The organism is Citreimonas sp. (assembly GCF_042096055.1).
GTDB lineage: Bacteria > Pseudomonadota > Alphaproteobacteria > Rhodobacterales > Rhodobacteraceae > Citreimonas.
The window spans coordinates 11,709-27,800 of sequence record NZ_JBELMH010000004.1 but is presented as its reverse complement, the minus strand read 5'-3'; the positions used below and the strand labels follow the sequence as shown (position 1 = coordinate 27,800).

The window sequence follows — 16,092 nt, the reverse complement described above, 5'->3', positions numbered from 1 at the left end:
CCGCCGCTGTCAACTGTCTTCTTGCTCAATCCGTTGGCAGATATCGGACTCTGCCGCGGAAACGGGCAGGCTTGCTGCACAGTCAGGATGCGTCGCGCGGCGCATAGGCGGCCGGATCCAGTTCGTCCGGCCGGCCCGGCAGCGACAGCCGCGTCACCTCTGGCGCGGTTTCGGCGATGACCTTGCCGCGGCGGATGACCTTGAGCCGGTTCGGCCGCAGGCGGATCGCCTCGGCAGGGTCGCGCGCCTGCAGAAGCACCATGTCCGCGTGGCAGCCGACCTGCAGCCCGTAGTCCTGCAGACCCATGATCCGCGCCGAGTTCACGGTCACCGCGTCGAACAGCGCGCGCTTGTCATCCTGCGACCCAAGCTGCGTCGCGTGCACCGCCATGTGCGCCACGTCCAGCAGGTCGCCGGTGCCCATGGAATACCACGGGTCCATGACGCAATCCTGCCCAAGCCCGACGTCAATGCCGGCCGCCATGAGTTCGGGAATCCGCGTCAATCCGCGGCGCTTGGGATAGGTGTCGTGGCGGCCCTGGATCATGATGTTGATCAAGGGGTTGGGGATTGCAGCCAGCCGGGCCTCGGCCATCAGCGGCAGCAGCTTCGAGACGTAGTAGTTGTCCATCGAATGCATCGAGGTCAGGTGCGAGCCCGCGACGCGGCCCTGCAGGCCGAACCGTACCGTCTGCTCGGCCAGCGTCTCGACGTGGCGCGACAGGGGGTCGTCGGTCTCGTCGCAATGCATGTCGACGCGCAGGCCCCGGTCGGCGGCGATGCGGCACAGCGCCTCGACCGAGGCACGGCCGGCCTCCATCGTGCGCTCGAAATGCGGGATGCCGCCCACCACGTCGACCCCCATGTCGAGCGCGCGCTCCAGCGCGGCGGCGGCGTCGGGGTGGCGGAAATAGCCGTCCTGCGGAAACGCCACGAGCTGCAGGTCGAGATAAGGCGCCACGATCTCGCGCACCTCCAGCAGCGCCTCGACCGTCACGAGGCGCGGATCGGACACGTCGACATGGCTGCGCACCGCCATGAGGCCCTTGGACACCGCGAGGTCGCAGTAGCGCACGGCCCGCTCGACCACGGCCTCTTTCGTCAGCGTCGGCCGCAACTCGCCCCAGAGCGCGATTCCCTCGAGCAGCGTTCCCGAGCGGTTCATCCGCGGCAGGCCCAGCGACAGCGTGGCGTCCATGTGGAAATGCGGGTCGACGAAGGGCGGGCTAACCAGGTGGCCGCCGGCATCGATGATCTGCGCGGCCTCGGCCTGCAGTCCCGGCGCGATCTCGGCGATGCGGCCGTCGCGGATGCCGATCCCCTGCCCCGTGCGGCCGTCCGGAAGGGTCGCGTTGACGATGAGCAGATCGAACATGCGCTTGAATTCCTTGCTGGATGCGGCCGCACAGTGCCGCCGGCGTCAGCGTATTGCGGCGACCGGGAAACGCAAGCGGTCGCGGAGCCATGCCTCCGGCGCCTCAGACGCCCAGGAACCGCCTGCCGGCCACGCGGCCGGCCAGCCCGCACACCAGGATGCCGACGCCGTACCACAGCAGGAAGAAGCTCGCGGCGTCCTCGTCGCAGTGCAGCGCGTAGATCGCGGCGCTCAGCCCGCCGGCGCACAGGCCCGCCACCAGACCGGTTCGGGCCGGCAACGGCACGACGCGATGGCCGAGCCCCGCGAACAGCGCCGCCCCGATCGGCAGCGCCAGAAGCGGAACCGAGATCAGGCACGCGACGGTCGTGCCGCTGAACACCGCGCCGCCGGCCGCAACGGCCAAGATCCAGCCGCCGACGATGACGGCGCTCGCCACGGCCAGCGGCCAGAGCGGGGGTGTCCGCATCGGCGGCCGGTTCAGCAGCAGGCCCGCCAAGGCGGCCAGCGCGAGCGGCCAGACGGCTTTGGCCAGCATGACCGGCTGATCGCCCAGCGCCCCCCAGCCCGGGCGCAGCCCCCAGAACGCCAGCATCAGCCCCAGCGACACGACCGCGCCCGCGGCCACGCGCAGGCGCAGCCGCGGCTTGCGGGGCGGCGCTTGATCCGCCGCCAGAAGCGCGATCAGGTTTTCGGTGTCCATCCGCCATCCTCCTGGGCGACCCTCGCGAGCCGCCGCAGTGCCCGGTGCAGTGCCACGCGCAGGGCACCGGCACTCAGGCCCAATTGTTTCGACAGGGCCTCGGGATCGACGCCGTCGATCGCGTGCCCCCGCACCAATGCCGCGTCGCGCGCCGAGAGCCGCGCCAGAGCCTGCTCGATATGCAGGCCGGTCAGCGGGTCCGCGTCGGACGCGCCGATCGCGTGATGCGCCTCAAGCGGTTCATCCATCGCGGGACCGCGTGCGCGCAGCGCGTCGATCGCCTTGTGCCGGACGATGACCCGCACCCACGGCAGCAGCGGCCGGCCCGGATCCCAGCTGCCGCGCTTGAGATGCAGCGACAGCAGGGCCTCCTGAACCACGTCCTCGGTCAGGTCGGCGCGGTCCGCGGGCAGGCTGCGCCGCGCCATGGCGCGCATCACCGGCGCCAGCAACCGCAGGCACCGGGCATAAGCGGCCCCGTCGCCGGACAAGCCCGCGCGCATCAGCCGGTCGATCTCCTGGCCGCCCTGTTCCATGCAATCCAGTATACGGCGGAAATCGCGGCCGCGTTACACCGCCGAGCGAAAAGTGTCAGCGCTTCACGGTGACGCGAGCATCGTAACGAACGGCCGCCGCGGTCCGAACCTGTTCATGCAAGGCAACGACGCCTGCGCTCAACAGGGAGACCGATCCTATGACCTACCACACCAAGACCCTCGCCATCGCCGGTGCCGTGGCCGCCGGCCTCGCAGCCCATCTGTCGACGCCCGCCCAGGCGCAGGAGGGCGACCAGGTGAAATGCTACGGCGTCTCGCTTGCCGGCGAGAACGACTGCGCGGCAGGCCCCGGCACCACCTGCGCAGGCACGTCGAGCGTCGACTTCCAAGGCAACGCCTGGACGCTGGTACCCGAAGGCACCTGCACCGAGATCGACCTGCCCGCGATGGCCGACGGCACCGCGCGCCAGGGTTCGCTGGAGCCGCTGGACCGCGACCTGCCGGCCTGAACCGACCGGCGCAGCGCCCGCCGGCGCTGCGCCGCACCCTTCACGGAGGACCGGCAGCATGAACACGACGCTTCCCGATGCCCCCGGCGTGGGCTTCAAGACCCAGCACCGCGCCGACCTGGACGATCCCGGCCCGGTGTCCTGGCTCGAGATCCACGCCGAGAACTACATGTCAGACGGCGGCCCGCGCATGGCGATGCTGGACGAGATCGCGCGCCGCTTTCCGCTGTCGATCCACGGCGTCGGCCTGTCGATCGGGGGTGAGGCGCCGTTGGACCGCGATCACCTAGCGCGGCTGCGGCGGCTGGTCGAGCGGGTGAACCCCGCCAGCTTTTCCGAGCACCTCGCCTGGTCCACGCATGACGGCGCCTACCTGAGCGACCTGCTGCCGCTGCCCTACACCGACGCCACGCTGGACCGCGTCGCCCGGCACATCGACGAAGTGCAGCAGGCCCTGGGCCTCCGGATGCTGCTGGAGAATCCGTCGAGCTACCTCGCCTTCGCCGAAAGCACCTACGCCGAGACCGACTTCCTGGCCGAGATCGCGCGGCGGACGGGCTGCGGCATGCTGCTGGACATCAACAACGTCTTCGTCTCGGCCGCCAACCTGCAGGTCTCGGCCACCGACTATCTCGACGCATACCCGCTAGACGCCGTGGGCGAGATCCATCTCGGTGGCCACGCCGAGGACCGGGACGCCACGGGCGCGCCGCTGCTGATCGACGATCACGGCGCGCCGGTGGCCGACCCGGTCTGGGCGCTTTACGCGCGGACCATCGCGCGAACCGGTCCCCTGCCGACGCTGATCGAGTGGGACAACGACGTGCCGCCCTTCGCCACCCTGCGTGCCGAGGCCGCCCGCGCGGGTGCGATCCTGTCGACGGCGGTCGCGGCATGACGGGCGCGGCCGCCTTCCGCGCGGGGTTGCTGGACCCGGCCGCGGCGCCGCCCATGGGCCTTACCGTCCCAGAGGGGCGTGCCGCCGCAGACCGTTACGCGGTGTATCGCAACAACGTCACGGTGGCGCTGGTCGACGCGCTGCGCGCCGGCTTCCCGGTCGTCGCACGGCTTGTCGGCACCGCGTATTTCGACGCGATGGCGCGGGAATTCGTCCGCGCGCACCCGCCCGACAGCCCGGTCATGGCCCGCTACGGCGCGCGCCTGCCAGGATGGCTCGCGACCTTCCCGCCGCTGGCCGCCCTGCCCTATTTGCCCGAGGTGGCCGCGATCGAGCAGGCGCGGCGCGAAAGCTATCACGCGGCAGACGCCATGCCGCTTGCGCCCGAAGCGCTGGCCAGACTGCCCCCGGACGCCGTGGCCGCGCTGCGTCCGCGCCCACATCCGTCCGCCCGCTGGCTTGTCACCCGCCACCCGGCGCTGGCGATCTGGTCGCGCAACGGCGACCGGCCCGATCTCGCCGACGCCTCGGCCGGCGAGGTCCTGATCTGCCGCCCCGAAAGCACCGTCCTGATCGCGTCCGCGCCCAAGGGCACGATCGCGATGCTTCAGGCGCTCGCGCAAGGCGCCACGCTGGCCGAGGCGCTGCCCGCCGGCACAGACCACGGCGCGCTCTTCGCGGCGCTTTTCGCCGCCGGTGCGCTTGTCCCCGAAGGAGATATGCAATGACCGTGACCCGCCATGGCCGCCCCCTCCTGCCCGCGCTCGAGGCGTGGAGCCTGTTTCTGTCCGCCAAGGCGACCGACCGGACGCCGGCGCTTCTCGGGACGGGGGGGCGCATCGTCTTCGCCGCCGTGCTCGCCGGGTACTTCTGGCGTTCGGCCCTGACCAAGATCGACGGCTTCGGGCTGAGTTCGGGCGCCTATGTCCAGATCTTTCCCCGGGCGATGGAAGCGGCCGGCTACGACCCCGGGCGCCTGTCACCTTGGGCCGACCTGGTGGTCGCGGCCGGCACCGCAGCCGAGATCGTGCTGCCGCTGATGCTGATCCTCGGCGCCTTCACGCGCCTCGCGGCCCTCGGGATGATCGGGTTCGTGATCGTGATGAGCTTGACCGACATCGTCGGCCACGGCGTCGACGGCGCCACGATCGGCGCCCTGTTCGACCGGCAGCCGGACGCGTCGATCGTGGACCAGCGCCTGCTCTGGACGTGGCTTTTCGCGGGCCTTGCGGTGACCGGAGGCGGTCCGCTGTCGCTGGACCGGATCATCTTCCGCGAGCGTCTATGAGGCCCGCGGCATGACCCACGATAACGGCCACCGAAACTTGGTTTCCCAGTATTTACCTTATTTTATGCGCCCGTCCGCTATCCCGGTCCTCACCCAATCCTTAGAACGAGGACCGACGACCCGTGGCAAAAGACCTTATCTTCGAGCCGGACCATGACACCTTCGCCGGCCTCGCCGGTCGGGACACGCCCGAGGCGGATCGCCTCGTCGCCCGCGCGAAGGACGAGCCGCTGACCGATGGCGGCCTGCGCACCGCGCAGCTTCTGACCGAGGCGCTGGCGCACGATCCCCACCACCACGACGCCAAGATCCTGCTCGAGCGGCTGTACCAGATGGTGGTGCCCCGCTGGCATTTCCCGATGCTCGCCGACACGATGCGCAACGCCGCCTACGCCAAGGCCATCGCCGCGACGGTGCGGCCGGGCGACGTGGTTCTCGACATCGGCTGCGGCGCGGGGCTGACGGCGATGCTGGCGGCGCGCGCCGGCGCCAGGCACGTCTACACCTGCGAGCAGCAGCCGCTGATCGCGCAGGCGGCCGAGAAGGTGATCGCGCGGAACGGCCTGTCCGACCGGATCACCGTCATCCCGAAGATGTCGCACACATTGGTCGTCGGCGAGGACATTCCCGAACCCGCGGACGTGGTGATCTCGGAGATCGTCGACACCGTCCTGCTGGGCGAAGGGGCGCTGGCGACGCTGTTCCACGCGATGCACATGCTGGCCAAGCCCGATGCCCGCGCGATCCCGGAACGCGGCACGCTGCGCGCGCAGTTGGTGGAAAGCGACGGGCTGCTGAACCTCTGGCGCCCGCGCACGGCCGAGGGGTTCGAGCTCGGCCCTTTCGACCGCTTCGCATCGGTCGCGCAGATGACGCCGAACGATCTCGCCGCCTGCCGGCCGAGGCCGCTCGGGCCCGCGGCCGACCTCTTCACGTTCGACTTCACCCGGCCCGACCTGCGCGCGGGCCACGCGACCGTGGACCTGGAATGCACGGAGGCCGGCGAGATGCACGCCGTCCTCGCGTTCTTCGAGATGGAGCTGGCGCCGGGCATCCGCCTGACGAACGACCTGAACTCGGGCGGTCACTGGGGGCGCACGGCGTTCCTTCTGGAGCGTCCCATAGCCGCCGCGCCCGGCGATCGCCTGCCGATCGTCGCGCGGCACGACACGGCGCAACTGAGCGTGTCGGCGCTGACGGCGGTGCAGGGCGTCGAGGAGGACGCATGGCCGCTGCCCGCGTGGGAGCAGCCGGCCTCGGCCGGTGCCGGTCATGCGATCGCCGGAACGGCACATGCCGCGGCCGGTAGCCAACGCGATCTGGTCGCCACGTCGATGTAGACGATCGCTCACGAAGGCCTCGCAGAACGCGACGACGCACGGCGGGGACCGCACCGTCGCCACGCGGAGGCTTTCATCGTGAACGCGACGCTCCCGAAAGACCGCTTCGGGAGCGTCGCCCACATGCGTGCGCTTGCATCACCCCGCAAAGGCTCTCACCTTGGCGCCGCCGCCGATCGGAGCGGCGCGACCGCGTGACCGCGCCTGCGCGCGCCCCATGTGGTGACCCGAGGCGCGGCGCCATCCTCCGCGCGATTGCGACGGAGGCCGCCTTGCGATTCTGGACCACGATCTGCCTGCTTCTCGTGCTGTCGGTCGTCGGGCTGACCTACGAGATCGCCGCCGGCCGCGTGCTGGCGCCGTTCTTCGGTACGTCGCTGCTGACCTGGACCGCGGTCATCGCCACCGTTCTGGCAGGCTTCTCGCTGGGCAACGCGCTGGGGGGCCTCGTGGCCGAGCGCGCACACGACGCGGCCGTGCGCAGCGTGCGCACGGCGCTGATCGCGACCGCGGTGCTCATGGCGGTGTCGCCGACGGTCCTGGGCGTGCTCTACGCTATGGGCGCGCGGGGCACGGGGGGGATGCTTCTGACGGTCTTCGTCGCGTTCTTCCCGGCGTCGGTGCTGATCAGCTTCCCCTCGCCCTTCCTCGCGCGGCTTGCGGTCGAGGCGCGCCCCGGGCACGAAGGGTCTTCGCTGGGCCTGGTGCTCGCCGCCGGGTCGCTGGGCGCGATCCTGGGCGCGATCCTTGCAGGGTTCGTGACGCTGCCGCTGATCGGATCGGCGGCGACCTTCGCGGCCTGCGGCGCGGCGACGCTGCTCTGCGTGCCGTTCATCCGCGGCGGCGGCGAGCGCGGCTCGATCGTGACGGTGGTGGCGGCGTGGGCCATGGTGGCGGCCAGCATGGCCACCGGGCCGGTCTGCCGGTACGAATCCGGCCTGTCCTGCATCGACGTCGCACGCCGTGGCAGCGCGATCCACCTCTACTCGGACCGCACGGCGCAGGCGGCCGAACGCGTCACGGCCGAGGGCGAAGCGCCCGAAACGCAAGGCGACCTCGTGATGTCCTACGCGCGCTGGATCTGGGCGCGGATGGACCGCGATCTGGGGCCGGCGCCCACCGTGCTGTTCGTCGGCGGCGGCGGCTATACGCTGCCGACGCGGCTGTTGGACTCGCGCCCCGAGGCCAAGGCCGTCGCGGTCGAGATCGACCCGCTGGTCACGCAGGTGGTGCGCGAAACTCTGCCCGGCGCCGGCGCGATGATCCGGCAGACGGGCTATGACGCGCACGCTGGCGACCCCGAAAGCGAAGGTCGCCTAGGCATCGTGCACGCGGACGGGCGCGTCTACATCAACGAGACGGAGCGCCGCTTCGACGCGGTCGTGATGGACGCGTTCTCGTCCGGGTCGGTGCCGGCGCACCTCGCCACGATCGAGACCTACGAGAGGCTGAAGGCCACGGTCGATGGCCCGGTCTACGTGAACCTGATCGACGCGCCGGACGGGCAACTGGCCCGCGGCCTGCACGCGATCCTCGACCAGCTCTACGCGCATGTCGAGGCGGTGCAGGGGCCGGTCAGCCCGCGCGGACGCGCGAACATCGTGCTCGCCGCCTCGGACACACCGCTGGCGGCGCTGGACGCCCTTCCGGCCGGGTACGAGCGCACGCGGATCGGCCCGGCGCGCGCCTTCACCGACGACCGCGGCTGGGTGGGCCACCGCTAGCCGACCGCGCCGGTCGCACTTTCCGAGACCAATTCGGGCGCTTCAACGCGGAAATAACGGAACACTAACGCTGGCCGGTTAACCTATGGTAAACCACTTGCGCAATGCGGTCCGAGCCGGCCTTCGATGCCCGCCCGCACCGCCCTGGCCAACGGAAGATCCGCGTGACGAACATGGATGGCTCCGACACCGATATGCCGCGGCTCTACGTGCTGGGCGCGCTGTGCGTGAAGGACGCGGGCGGGCGCGACTGCACGCCGAAGGGGAAGAAGGCGCAGGCGCTGCTGGCGCTGCTCGCCCTGTCGCCGCGGGGCATCCGCACGCGGGTCTGGCTGCGCGACAAGCTGTGGAGCGACAGCGACGAGGAACATGCCGCGGGCAGCCTGCGGCAGACGATCTTCGAGCTGCGCCGCGCGCTCGACGGCCTCGCGACGCAAGTGCTGACCTGCGACCGCAACGCGATGACGCTGCACCTCGACCGGATCTGGATCGACGTGCGCGCCCTGGCCGGGAACGCCGATACGGTGCCCGACACGGTCGTTCCGACCGCCGACCTGCTGGAGGGCCTGGATGTCGGCGACGAGGAATTCGAGGAATGGCTGTGCCTCGAGCGCGCGGCCTGGGAGACGCAGCGCGACGCGTTCCTTGCCCCTGCCCCGCCGCGTCCCGTGCCCGCCCGGCCCGCGGCCGAGCGGGGCCGCATCGCGATCGGGCTGCTGCCCAGCATCGTGCATGGCGGCGACGGGCAAGGCGCCTATATCGGCGACTACATCACCGAATCGGTCGCGCGCACGCTGTCGGATTACCAGCCGGTCGACATCGTCGATTTCCGCGGGCCGGGGCCGGACATGGCGGCGGACGAGCCGACCTTCCTGCTGCGGGCGCGGGCGCTGGTCGTGGGCGATGGCGTGTCGGTGACCTTCCTGGTCTACGGCGCGGGCGGCAACGCGCTGCTGCTCAGCCAGTCGCTGCAGACCCGCGTGTCGGACTTCACCGAAAGCGATTTCGCGATGGCCAACCAGTTCGTCGCGCAGAACGTCGACCACCTGGCCAAACTGTTCGAGAAGGCGGGCCCCGACCGGGGCGGTCTGCGCAACGGCCGCAGCACGCTGATCGGATACCACGCCCTCGCCAGCATGTTCGAACTCGACCCCCGGCGCATGCGCGCCGCGCTCGACGGGCTCGAACACGTGGGCGACGGCATCGACGACGGCCTGCTCGAGAGCCTGAAGGCCTATTCGGCCTCGTTCGCCCTGGGCGAGAACATCGGCCAGTGGGACGACGCCCAGCGCGAGCTGACCGAGAAGCTCGTCTCGGACATCCTGCAGCGCAATCCACTGAACTCGATCGCGCTGGCCTGCGTCGGCCACACGATGGGCTTCGTGCTCGACCGGCACGACGTCGCGTCCGAGATCTTCGCGCGCGCGATCGAGCTGAACCCGATGCAGGCTTTCGTCTGGGATCACCTCGCGCTGCACAAGCTCTATTGCGGCGACCTCGCGCAGGCGCGCGCGGCGTCGGACAAGGCCGTGCGGCTCGGGAACTACTCGCCGATCAGCTACACCTACGACACCACGGCGTGCATGATCGCGACGCTGCAGGGTGACTTCCCCCATGCCAGCCAGCTTGGCGCCCGCGCACTGGCCAAGAAACCCGGCTTCCACGCCGCGTTGCGTTACCGTCTGGCGGCGCTCGGCCACCTGGACGATCGCGACGAGGCGCGCCGCGTGCGCGGGACGCTGTTGGCGCTCGACCCCGATTTCGCCGACCGCTCCGTGCAGCTGAACCGGTTCCGCCTGCCGCGGAAGGAGTCGATCGATCACGTCCTGCAGGGGTTGAGCCGTGCCGGATTGTGACGCGCCACACACCATTCGCCCATCCATGAAGGAGCCGCCCTTGGACCACCCGCTTTCCCTGCTCGAGACCACGGAATTCATCGTCCACCCGACCGGCCTGTCGGTCCGCGGCATCCCCGGAACGCTGGGCGAGGCGGGGTTCGCCGGCTTCGACGGCGGCGCGGTGTCGGGCGGCGGGGCGCTGTCCTCGCTGCTGTCGCTGAACCGCAACAGGAACCGGAACCGCAATCGCAACAGGAACCGCAATCGGAATCGCAACCGGAACAGGAACAGGAACCGGAACCGTGCCGATCCGATCGACAACGCGGGTACTGGCCTTGCACTGGAACCCTGGGAAGAGCGGGTGGCGCTCTACGGCATGGCCGACCGCTGGCGGGACCTGCCGCTTGCGCTGCCGCCGGACGCTCGGCAGTTGCGCGACGAGGCAATCGACCTGCTGCGCAAGCAGGCGCTGCTGCACACGCCCGCCGAGGCGCTGCGCCGCGACGAGATCATCGCCGAAAGCAGCCTGGACCTGACCGCCTACCTGCGCCCGCTGGGCATCGACGAAAGCTCGGGCCTCGACGCCACGGTCGGGCTGGTGCTGCTGGTCCTGCTGCTGTGCGACGAGATCGGGCTGAGCTACAAACACCGCTTCGACGTGCCGCGGCCGAACCAGGTGGAGCCGCGCCTGCGGCCCTTCCTTCCCAACCCGCCGCACGCGTCCTATCCCAGCAACCACGCGTTCCAGTCCTTCGCGGTCGCCTTCGTCCTGTCGCGGGTTCTGCCGGAGCATGCCGCCAGCTCGCAGTTGTTCCTCTGCGCGCGGCGGGTGGCCGAGAACCGCGAATGGGCCGGGCTGCACTATGCCAGCGACACCCGCGCGGGGCACGACCTGGCGCGCATGGTGATGCCGGTCCTGGAAACCGTATGCCGCGAGCAGATGCTCGCCGCCCAGAAGGAGTGGATCTGACATGGACGACGGAAGCGATACGGCGATCAACACGTCGACCGAGGATTATGCCGCCTACCCGGCGCTGTGGCATCTCGAGAGCATCGGCGTGCTGGGCTTCCTGCGGAGCGGCACCCCGAAGGGCAAGCGCAGCCGCGTCGCGATCATCGACACCTCGGTCGCTGTCGCGCATCCCTGCCTGCGCGACGCGGTGAAGCACGACCTCGCCATCGACTTCTTCTCGAACCGCCTCGGCGCGTTTCCCTATTACGGCGACCGGGTGCTGGAAGCGGTCTTCCCGAACCTCGCCAGCGACATCGCGGATTCCCTTCCCGCCAGCCGCCAACTCTTCAACGAACTGGTCGATCGCCTTTCCCGCGGTTCGGCGCCGCATCACCGGGGCGTCGCGCCGACCACCTCTCCCGACTTCTCGAACCACGGCACCGCGATCGCCGGCCTCGTCGGCGGGCGGCCCCAGACCGTGAGCATTGATGACGGCGCGGCCGCGGGTGCGCGGAGCCTGCCCCTGCCCTATTGCGGCACCGATCCCTATTGCGAGATTGTGCCCATCTCGACCAACTTCGACACCGACCCCGAGTCGCTGATCCTCGCGCTGCTCTATGCCGAGATCATCGACGCGTCGGTCGTGCTGCTGCCGCGCGCCTTCCCGGACCCGTTCCGCACGGTGCCTCAACTGGGCGGCGACCCGGACCTGCTCGACGCGATCCTGCCCGCCCGCCCAACCGACCGCGAATGCACGCTTTGGGGCGAACTGACCGAGCTGGTCGTCGCCGTCTCGTTGCGCCGGCCGGTGGTTTGCGCGGCCGGCAACGCGCGCGAGGCGAACGGCATCTACCCGGCGAACCTGGCCGACGCCGACAACGGCATCATCTCGGTCGGCGCGGTCAACGCCAAGGGCCAGGTCGCGGGCTATTCCGCGATCGACGGGCTGACCGTGCACGGCCCAAGCAACGACGCCGAGCGTCACGACCGCCTGTCGGTGCGGCTCGACGACCGGGACGCCGATTTCGCGGACCGGCGCTGCCCGCCGCAGCACGACAACGCCGAATTCTCGCATTTCGACATCATCTCGACCGACGTGCCCGGCGCGCACGGCTATTCCTACAGCCCCTTCGCGGCCGAGGATCCCGACGGCACGCTGCGCGAGTTCGGGTCGTATTTCTGTCGCTTCGGCGGCACCTCGGCCGCCTCTGCCATCGTCGCGGGATACGTGTCGCTGGGATATTCGAGCGGCGGCCTCGAGGCCGGTTCCGGCGGTCTGGCGGCCAAGGACTGGCTGATGGCGCACGCAGTGCAGGTGGAAACCGACGCCGGCGCGTTCCGGTACCCTGCATGGTCGGGCTCGGTGAATTTCCCGGACCTCTACGGGCTCTGAGCGGGAACCGGCAGGGCCAGCAAGATCGCGTCACCCGTGGCGGCCAGCGTGCGCGCGCCGTGACGGCGGTAGAGCGCCAGTGCCGGCGCGTTGCCGGGCGCGACCGACAGTGCGATGCGGTCCGCCCCGGCCTCGGCCGCCCGGCGCAGAGCGCGCTCAAGGCACAGGCGCCCCAGCCCGGCGCGCCGGTGGCCCGGCAGGACGTGCAGGTCCACCAGGAAGGGATCGCGCTCGGTCAGCCCCCGCAGCCAGTAATACGCGCAGACCAGGCCGTCGCGCTGCGCCGCTTCGATCGTCTGGCCGGGGTCGTTCAAGGCTTCGCGCGTCGCGGCGTCCATCCGGGCGGTCTCTTCCGCCGTGGGTGCGCGGCCGCGCATGGACGCGAAGGTCTCGGACTGCGCGCGGCGCAGGATCGGCAGATCCCGCGCCGTCGCAGAGCGCCAGTCCGGCGCCGCATCTGTGCCCGGGCCGGTCACGCCGGCTGGGTCGGACGGCACGTCGCCGGCGCTTCGCCCATCTCTTCGACAATGGAGTTCAGGCGGCCGCGCTGAGGCGCCTCGGCACCCTCGGCGATCGCGCGCGCCGGGGCAGCCGCATGGGGCAACAGGCCGGGGGCGTCCAACAGGTCGCGCAGCGCCTGCGCCGCCGCCGCCGCGTCCACCGCACGGTCGACGCCCGACGCTTCGGGCGATACGGGCCGTCGCAGCGGGCTGTCGGGCGGCAGAGTGTCGGCCAGCCGCTGCAGCGCCACGTCGATCCACCGCGGGGACGACACGCCCAGCGCCACGTGCACCGAGTATCCCACCGAGACCGGCGCGTGGATCTCGCCGCGCGGCAGATAGAGGCTGTCGCCGGACTCGAGCCGCAGGGTTTGCGTCGGCGCACCGACCGGGTCGATGCCGGGGCGGAACCGCTCGTGCACCAGCGGGCGCGGATTGCCGGTGTTCGCAAACAGCGGCCACAGCTTCGCGCCAGCGATCTGCAACACGAACAGGTCGTGGGTGTCCCAATGCGCCGGCGTGCTCTGGTTGTCGGGCGGCGTCAGGTAGACGTTGGCCTGCACCGGGCAGGCGAACATCCCTTCCGCGGCGCGGCGAAGCCGGTCCAGGCCCTGCAGCCAGAAGTGCGCCGAGCGCAGGATGATGGTCACCCCCTCGCGGTGCAGGTCGTAGACGCGGGCGGGCACGATCAGCCCGTCGCGGCAATAGACGTTCTTGTCCAGCGGCTGCTGGTCGTAGGCCAGGTCGAAATTGCCCAGCGGCAGGCGCGTCTGGGATATCAGCGCGTCGATCTCGTCCAGCGTGACGCAGCTTGCAAAGACGCTCGGGTCGCGCCCCCGCACCCAGGTGCGCTGCCGGTTCCAGCTGGTCTGCCAGAAGTCGGGAAACCCGCCTTCGCCCAGAAGCAGCGTTTCGAGCTCGCGTTCGGTCATCGGTGTCATGGTCGTCACTCCCTCGGGTTTGGTCAAATCTGGGCGCGTGCCTCGGCCGTGTGTCGGGCGAGCAGCTTTTCGCGCGAATGGTGCAGCAACAGCCGCTCGGGCATGTTGCGCTTGAAGGGCGGACAGGCCGGCGTGCCCTCGTTCCAGCTTTTGGGGCAGGCACCGCCGCAGACCGGCAGCATGGGGCAGCGGGCGCAGCCGTGCTGCCCGGCCTCGACATCGTCGTAGAAGCGGCCGAACCGGTTGACATCGCGGTCGACCTCGCGCGTCTCGAGCGTGCCGATCCGGTGGCGGTTGGGCGTGCCGTAGGCGGTCACGTAAGGCGTCTCGGTGCAGTTGAAGACGTTCCCGTAGGCGTCCGTCACCTCGCTGTCGGGGCGCACCGCGACGCAGGTGATGCGCTTGCGAGGCGGCAGCATGCCCTGGTCGAACCCGCGCGACATGGCGTGGATCGCCCATTCTAGCTCGGCCTCGGCGTAGCGCTCGGGCGTCATGCCTGCGCCCGCGGCGTCGTTGCCCCAGTCGTGGATCGGCGCGAAGTAGAGGTCGATCAGCCCGGCGAGGCCCGCATCGGCCAGCTGGTCGATCAGTTCCTCCACCCCGTCGGCGTTGCGGGCGTCGACGTTGCACCGGACCACGATCCGCATCGGGATGCCGGAATCGAAGGCCACTGCGCGGATGTTGGAGAAGATGCGGTCGAAGGACGGCCCGCCGGTCTTGAAGAAGCGGCGCGCGTCATGGTGCCGGGCCGGTCCGTCCAGCGTGATCTCGGCATCGGTCACGCCGTGCTCGACCGCCAGTTCGCGCGCCGTGCGGCGGTCGAGCTTGACGCCGTTGGTCACGATCCCGGCGGAATAGGTCACGCCGCGCCCCGCGGCCAGGCTTTGCAGCCGCGGCGTCAGCGACCGGATGACCGCCATGCCCGCCAGCGGTTCTGACCCGAACCAGCCGATGCGCAGCGCCCGGTAGCGCCGCGTGTCGAGCCCGCGGTCGATCCTTGTCAGCAGTCGGTCCTGCCGCGCCGCATCCAGCCGCGCGCGGGTGTGGTCCTGCCCGCAATAATCGCAGCCGAGTTGGCAGAAGGCCGAGGGCTGGATCACGTGGTAGGCCGTGTCGGTCGCCGACAGCGCAGCGCGGTTCTCGGCCAGCACGGCGCCGCGTTCGTCCGCGCCGTCCGGCACCAGGATCTTGGTATCGGCCAGGTCGGCCAGCATGTCGGGGGCCAGACCCGCGCCGCCCTGCGCCGCGACATGCTGCCAGAGCGGCTCGGACATCTTGCGGATCGCGCCGCTGCGGGTCGAGAAGATCAGCCGCGCGGCGCCTGCGCCGTCCTCGGCGAAGGGCTCGGTGGCGACGATGTAGCGCGACAGGCGCGTGGGCGCGCGCTCGGCGCCGGGTTCATGCATGGTCATCGCGAAGATCCTCGATCAGGGGGGAATGACCCGCCGCCGGGCAGGGGCGGCGGCGGGTTCGGCAGGCCCGGGGGCGGCCCGCCGCTCAGCGCATGATGTCGCGCAGCGCGTTCACCAGCGCCTCGCCACGGCGTGCGTCCGAGATCGACGAGCCGCCGCACGAGCCGTTGAAGTCGAAGAACGCGCGGGTGCCGTCGCGCGTCGGTGCTGTCACCGACTCGCTGCCGCACGAGCCGTTGAAGTCGAAGAATGCGCGCGTCGCCTCGGCGGCCCCGGCCGCTTCGGCAAGCTCGTATTCCCCCATGTTGTCGACCCGGGTGAGCGCCGAGCCGATTTCCATGTTCGCCTTCTTCAGAAGGGCACGAACGCGTTCCTTGTTGTTGCTTTCCACAGGCATTGGAGTGTCCTCTCAGGTTGGTCCGCCACCCCTGTCGGATGGCTTGCCGACCATGCAGGACCACCCGTCATCGCTCCGTCAGCGGAAAGGGGGTTGCGTCGTCAGAGTCTCGGGATTTCGGCCCTGCGACGCGCGCTTTTCTCGGATTTCGGGCGCAGGGTCTCGTGGCGCGGTTGCGGTCGCGCCCACCAGAGAACATCGCCTGACGGAGTGGCTACGGTGCCTTGAAGGCGGTCAGCCACGACAGGCCGTCTTCGGTGCGCGCGCCGATGGGCCGGTATTCCGCGCCGAAGGGAGCCTTCCAGCCGCGCCCGGCGATCTGCGG

Annotated in this window: 16 protein-coding genes; 9 read left to right on the top strand and 7 right to left on the bottom strand. The window is 70.6% G+C overall.

What is annotated here, in order from left to right; genetic code table 11:
- Positions 1-82: 82 nt before the first annotated feature.
- The 3 genes from ACFDTC_RS02105 to ACFDTC_RS02095 all read right to left on the bottom strand — a co-directional run bounded on the left by ACFDTC_RS02105 (position 83) and on the right by ACFDTC_RS02095 (position 2,614).
- Positions 83-1,375, bottom strand: a complete 1,293-nt coding sequence (locus ACFDTC_RS02105) for an amidohydrolase family protein (protein WP_375257211.1) — start codon at positions 1,373-1,375, stop codon at positions 83-85.
- Between the two features lie 103 nt (positions 1,376-1,478).
- A complete protein-coding gene (locus tag ACFDTC_RS02100) occupies positions 1,479-2,078 on the bottom strand; it encodes an NrsF family protein (protein ID WP_375257210.1) in 600 nt (199 codons plus the stop codon).
- Positions 2,060-2,614, bottom strand: a complete 555-nt coding sequence (locus ACFDTC_RS02095; RefSeq protein ID WP_375257209.1) for a sigma-70 family RNA polymerase sigma factor — start codon at positions 2,612-2,614, stop codon at positions 2,060-2,062. The genes ACFDTC_RS02100 and ACFDTC_RS02095 overlap by 19 nt, the downstream gene beginning before the upstream one ends.
- Before the next feature lie 158 nt (positions 2,615-2,772).
- Between ACFDTC_RS02095 and ACFDTC_RS02090 the strand changes: the two genes are divergently transcribed.
- The 9 genes from ACFDTC_RS02090 (at position 2,773) to ACFDTC_RS02050 (ending at position 12,517) form a co-directional block, all read left to right on the top strand.
- Entirely contained in the window at positions 2,773-3,084 is a 312-nt protein-coding gene (locus tag ACFDTC_RS02090) for a DUF2282 domain-containing protein (RefSeq protein WP_375257208.1), read from the top strand.
- Between the two features lie 58 nt (positions 3,085-3,142).
- Positions 3,143-3,982, top strand: a complete 840-nt coding sequence (locus tag ACFDTC_RS02085; protein WP_375257207.1) for a DUF692 domain-containing protein — start codon at positions 3,143-3,145, stop codon at positions 3,980-3,982.
- Positions 3,979-4,710 (top strand): putative DNA-binding domain-containing protein, encoded by a 732-nt coding sequence (locus ACFDTC_RS02080; RefSeq protein ID WP_375257206.1) that lies wholly within the window; start codon positions 3,979-3,981, stop codon positions 4,708-4,710. Before ACFDTC_RS02085 ends, ACFDTC_RS02080 begins: the two co-directional genes overlap by 4 nt.
- Complete coding sequence (locus ACFDTC_RS02075; RefSeq protein WP_375257205.1) at positions 4,707-5,270, top strand: DoxX family protein; 564 nt, start codon at positions 4,707-4,709, stop codon at positions 5,268-5,270. The genes ACFDTC_RS02080 and ACFDTC_RS02075 overlap by 4 nt, the downstream gene beginning before the upstream one ends.
- Before the next feature lie 122 nt (positions 5,271-5,392).
- Positions 5,393-6,610: a 50S ribosomal protein L11 methyltransferase gene (locus ACFDTC_RS02070; protein WP_375257204.1), complete on the top strand. Its 1,218-nt coding sequence runs from the start codon at positions 5,393-5,395 to the stop codon at positions 6,608-6,610.
- 272 nt (positions 6,611-6,882) lie between these two features.
- Positions 6,883-8,334, top strand: a complete 1,452-nt coding sequence (locus ACFDTC_RS02065; protein WP_375257203.1) for a fused MFS/spermidine synthase — start codon at positions 6,883-6,885, stop codon at positions 8,332-8,334.
- Positions 8,335-8,507: 173 nt separating this feature from the next.
- Positions 8,508-10,190: a transcriptional regulator gene (locus tag ACFDTC_RS02060; protein WP_375257202.1), complete on the top strand. Its 1,683-nt coding sequence runs from the start codon at positions 8,508-8,510 to the stop codon at positions 10,188-10,190.
- A 40-nt stretch (positions 10,191-10,230) separates the two neighbouring features.
- Positions 10,231-11,142, top strand: a complete 912-nt coding sequence (locus ACFDTC_RS02055) for a phosphatase PAP2 family protein (protein WP_375257201.1) — start codon at positions 10,231-10,233, stop codon at positions 11,140-11,142.
- Position 11,143: 1 nt separating this feature from the next.
- Entirely contained in the window at positions 11,144-12,517 is a 1,374-nt protein-coding gene (locus tag ACFDTC_RS02050; RefSeq protein WP_375257200.1) for a S8/S53 family peptidase, read from the top strand.
- Here the strand turns inward: ACFDTC_RS02050 and ACFDTC_RS02045 are convergent.
- The 4 genes from ACFDTC_RS02045 to ACFDTC_RS02030 all read right to left on the bottom strand — a co-directional run bounded on the left by ACFDTC_RS02045 (position 12,505) and on the right by ACFDTC_RS02030 (position 15,767).
- On the bottom strand, positions 12,505-13,014 hold the full coding sequence (locus ACFDTC_RS02045; RefSeq protein ID WP_375257199.1) for a GNAT family N-acetyltransferase: 510 nt from the start codon (positions 13,012-13,014) through the stop codon (positions 12,505-12,507). The genes ACFDTC_RS02050 and ACFDTC_RS02045 overlap by 13 nt on opposite strands.
- On the bottom strand, positions 12,990-13,958 hold the full coding sequence (locus ACFDTC_RS02040) for a JmjC domain-containing protein (protein ID WP_375257198.1): 969 nt from the start codon (positions 13,956-13,958) through the stop codon (positions 12,990-12,992). Before ACFDTC_RS02040 ends, ACFDTC_RS02045 begins: the two co-directional genes overlap by 25 nt.
- Before the next feature lie 23 nt (positions 13,959-13,981).
- Positions 13,982-15,370, bottom strand: coding sequence for a radical SAM protein (locus ACFDTC_RS02035; RefSeq protein WP_375257197.1), 1,389 nt, complete (start codon positions 15,368-15,370; stop codon positions 13,982-13,984).
- Between the two features lie 85 nt (positions 15,371-15,455).
- Complete coding sequence (locus ACFDTC_RS02030) at positions 15,456-15,767, bottom strand: hypothetical protein (RefSeq protein ID WP_375257196.1); 312 nt, start codon at positions 15,765-15,767, stop codon at positions 15,456-15,458.
- Between the last annotated feature and the right edge of the window lie 325 nt (positions 15,768-16,092).

What these genes read in the sequence shown, in the direction of transcription:
- ACFDTC_RS02105 (WP_375257211.1), bottom strand. Translation starts at nt 1,375, where the DNA reads ATGTTCGATCTGCTCATCGTCAACGCGACCCTTCCGGACGGCCGCACG.
- ACFDTC_RS02100 (WP_375257210.1), bottom strand. Translation starts at nt 2,078, where the DNA reads ATGGACACCGAAAACCTGATCGCGCTTCTGGCGGCGGATCAAGCGCCG.
- ACFDTC_RS02095 (WP_375257209.1), bottom strand. Translation starts at nt 2,614, where the DNA reads ATGGAACAGGGCGGCCAGGAGATCGACCGGCTGATGCGCGCGGGCTTG.
- ACFDTC_RS02090 (WP_375257208.1), top strand. Translation starts at nt 2,773, where the DNA reads ATGACCTACCACACCAAGACCCTCGCCATCGCCGGTGCCGTGGCCGCC.
- ACFDTC_RS02085 (WP_375257207.1), top strand. Translation starts at nt 3,143, where the DNA reads ATGAACACGACGCTTCCCGATGCCCCCGGCGTGGGCTTCAAGACCCAG.
- ACFDTC_RS02080 (WP_375257206.1), top strand. Translation starts at nt 3,979, where the DNA reads ATGACGGGCGCGGCCGCCTTCCGCGCGGGGTTGCTGGACCCGGCCGCG.
- ACFDTC_RS02075 (WP_375257205.1), top strand. Translation starts at nt 4,707, where the DNA reads ATGACCGTGACCCGCCATGGCCGCCCCCTCCTGCCCGCGCTCGAGGCG.
- ACFDTC_RS02060 (WP_375257202.1), top strand. Translation starts at nt 8,508, where the DNA reads ATGGATGGCTCCGACACCGATATGCCGCGGCTCTACGTGCTGGGCGCG.
- ACFDTC_RS02050 (WP_375257200.1), top strand. Translation starts at nt 11,144, where the DNA reads ATGGACGACGGAAGCGATACGGCGATCAACACGTCGACCGAGGATTAT.
- ACFDTC_RS02040 (WP_375257198.1), bottom strand. Translation starts at nt 13,958, where the DNA reads ATGACACCGATGACCGAACGCGAGCTCGAAACGCTGCTTCTGGGCGAA.
- ACFDTC_RS02035 (WP_375257197.1), bottom strand. Translation starts at nt 15,370, where the DNA reads ATGACCATGCATGAACCCGGCGCCGAGCGCGCGCCCACGCGCCTGTCG.
- ACFDTC_RS02030 (WP_375257196.1), bottom strand. Translation starts at nt 15,767, where the DNA reads ATGCCTGTGGAAAGCAACAACAAGGAACGCGTTCGTGCCCTTCTGAAG.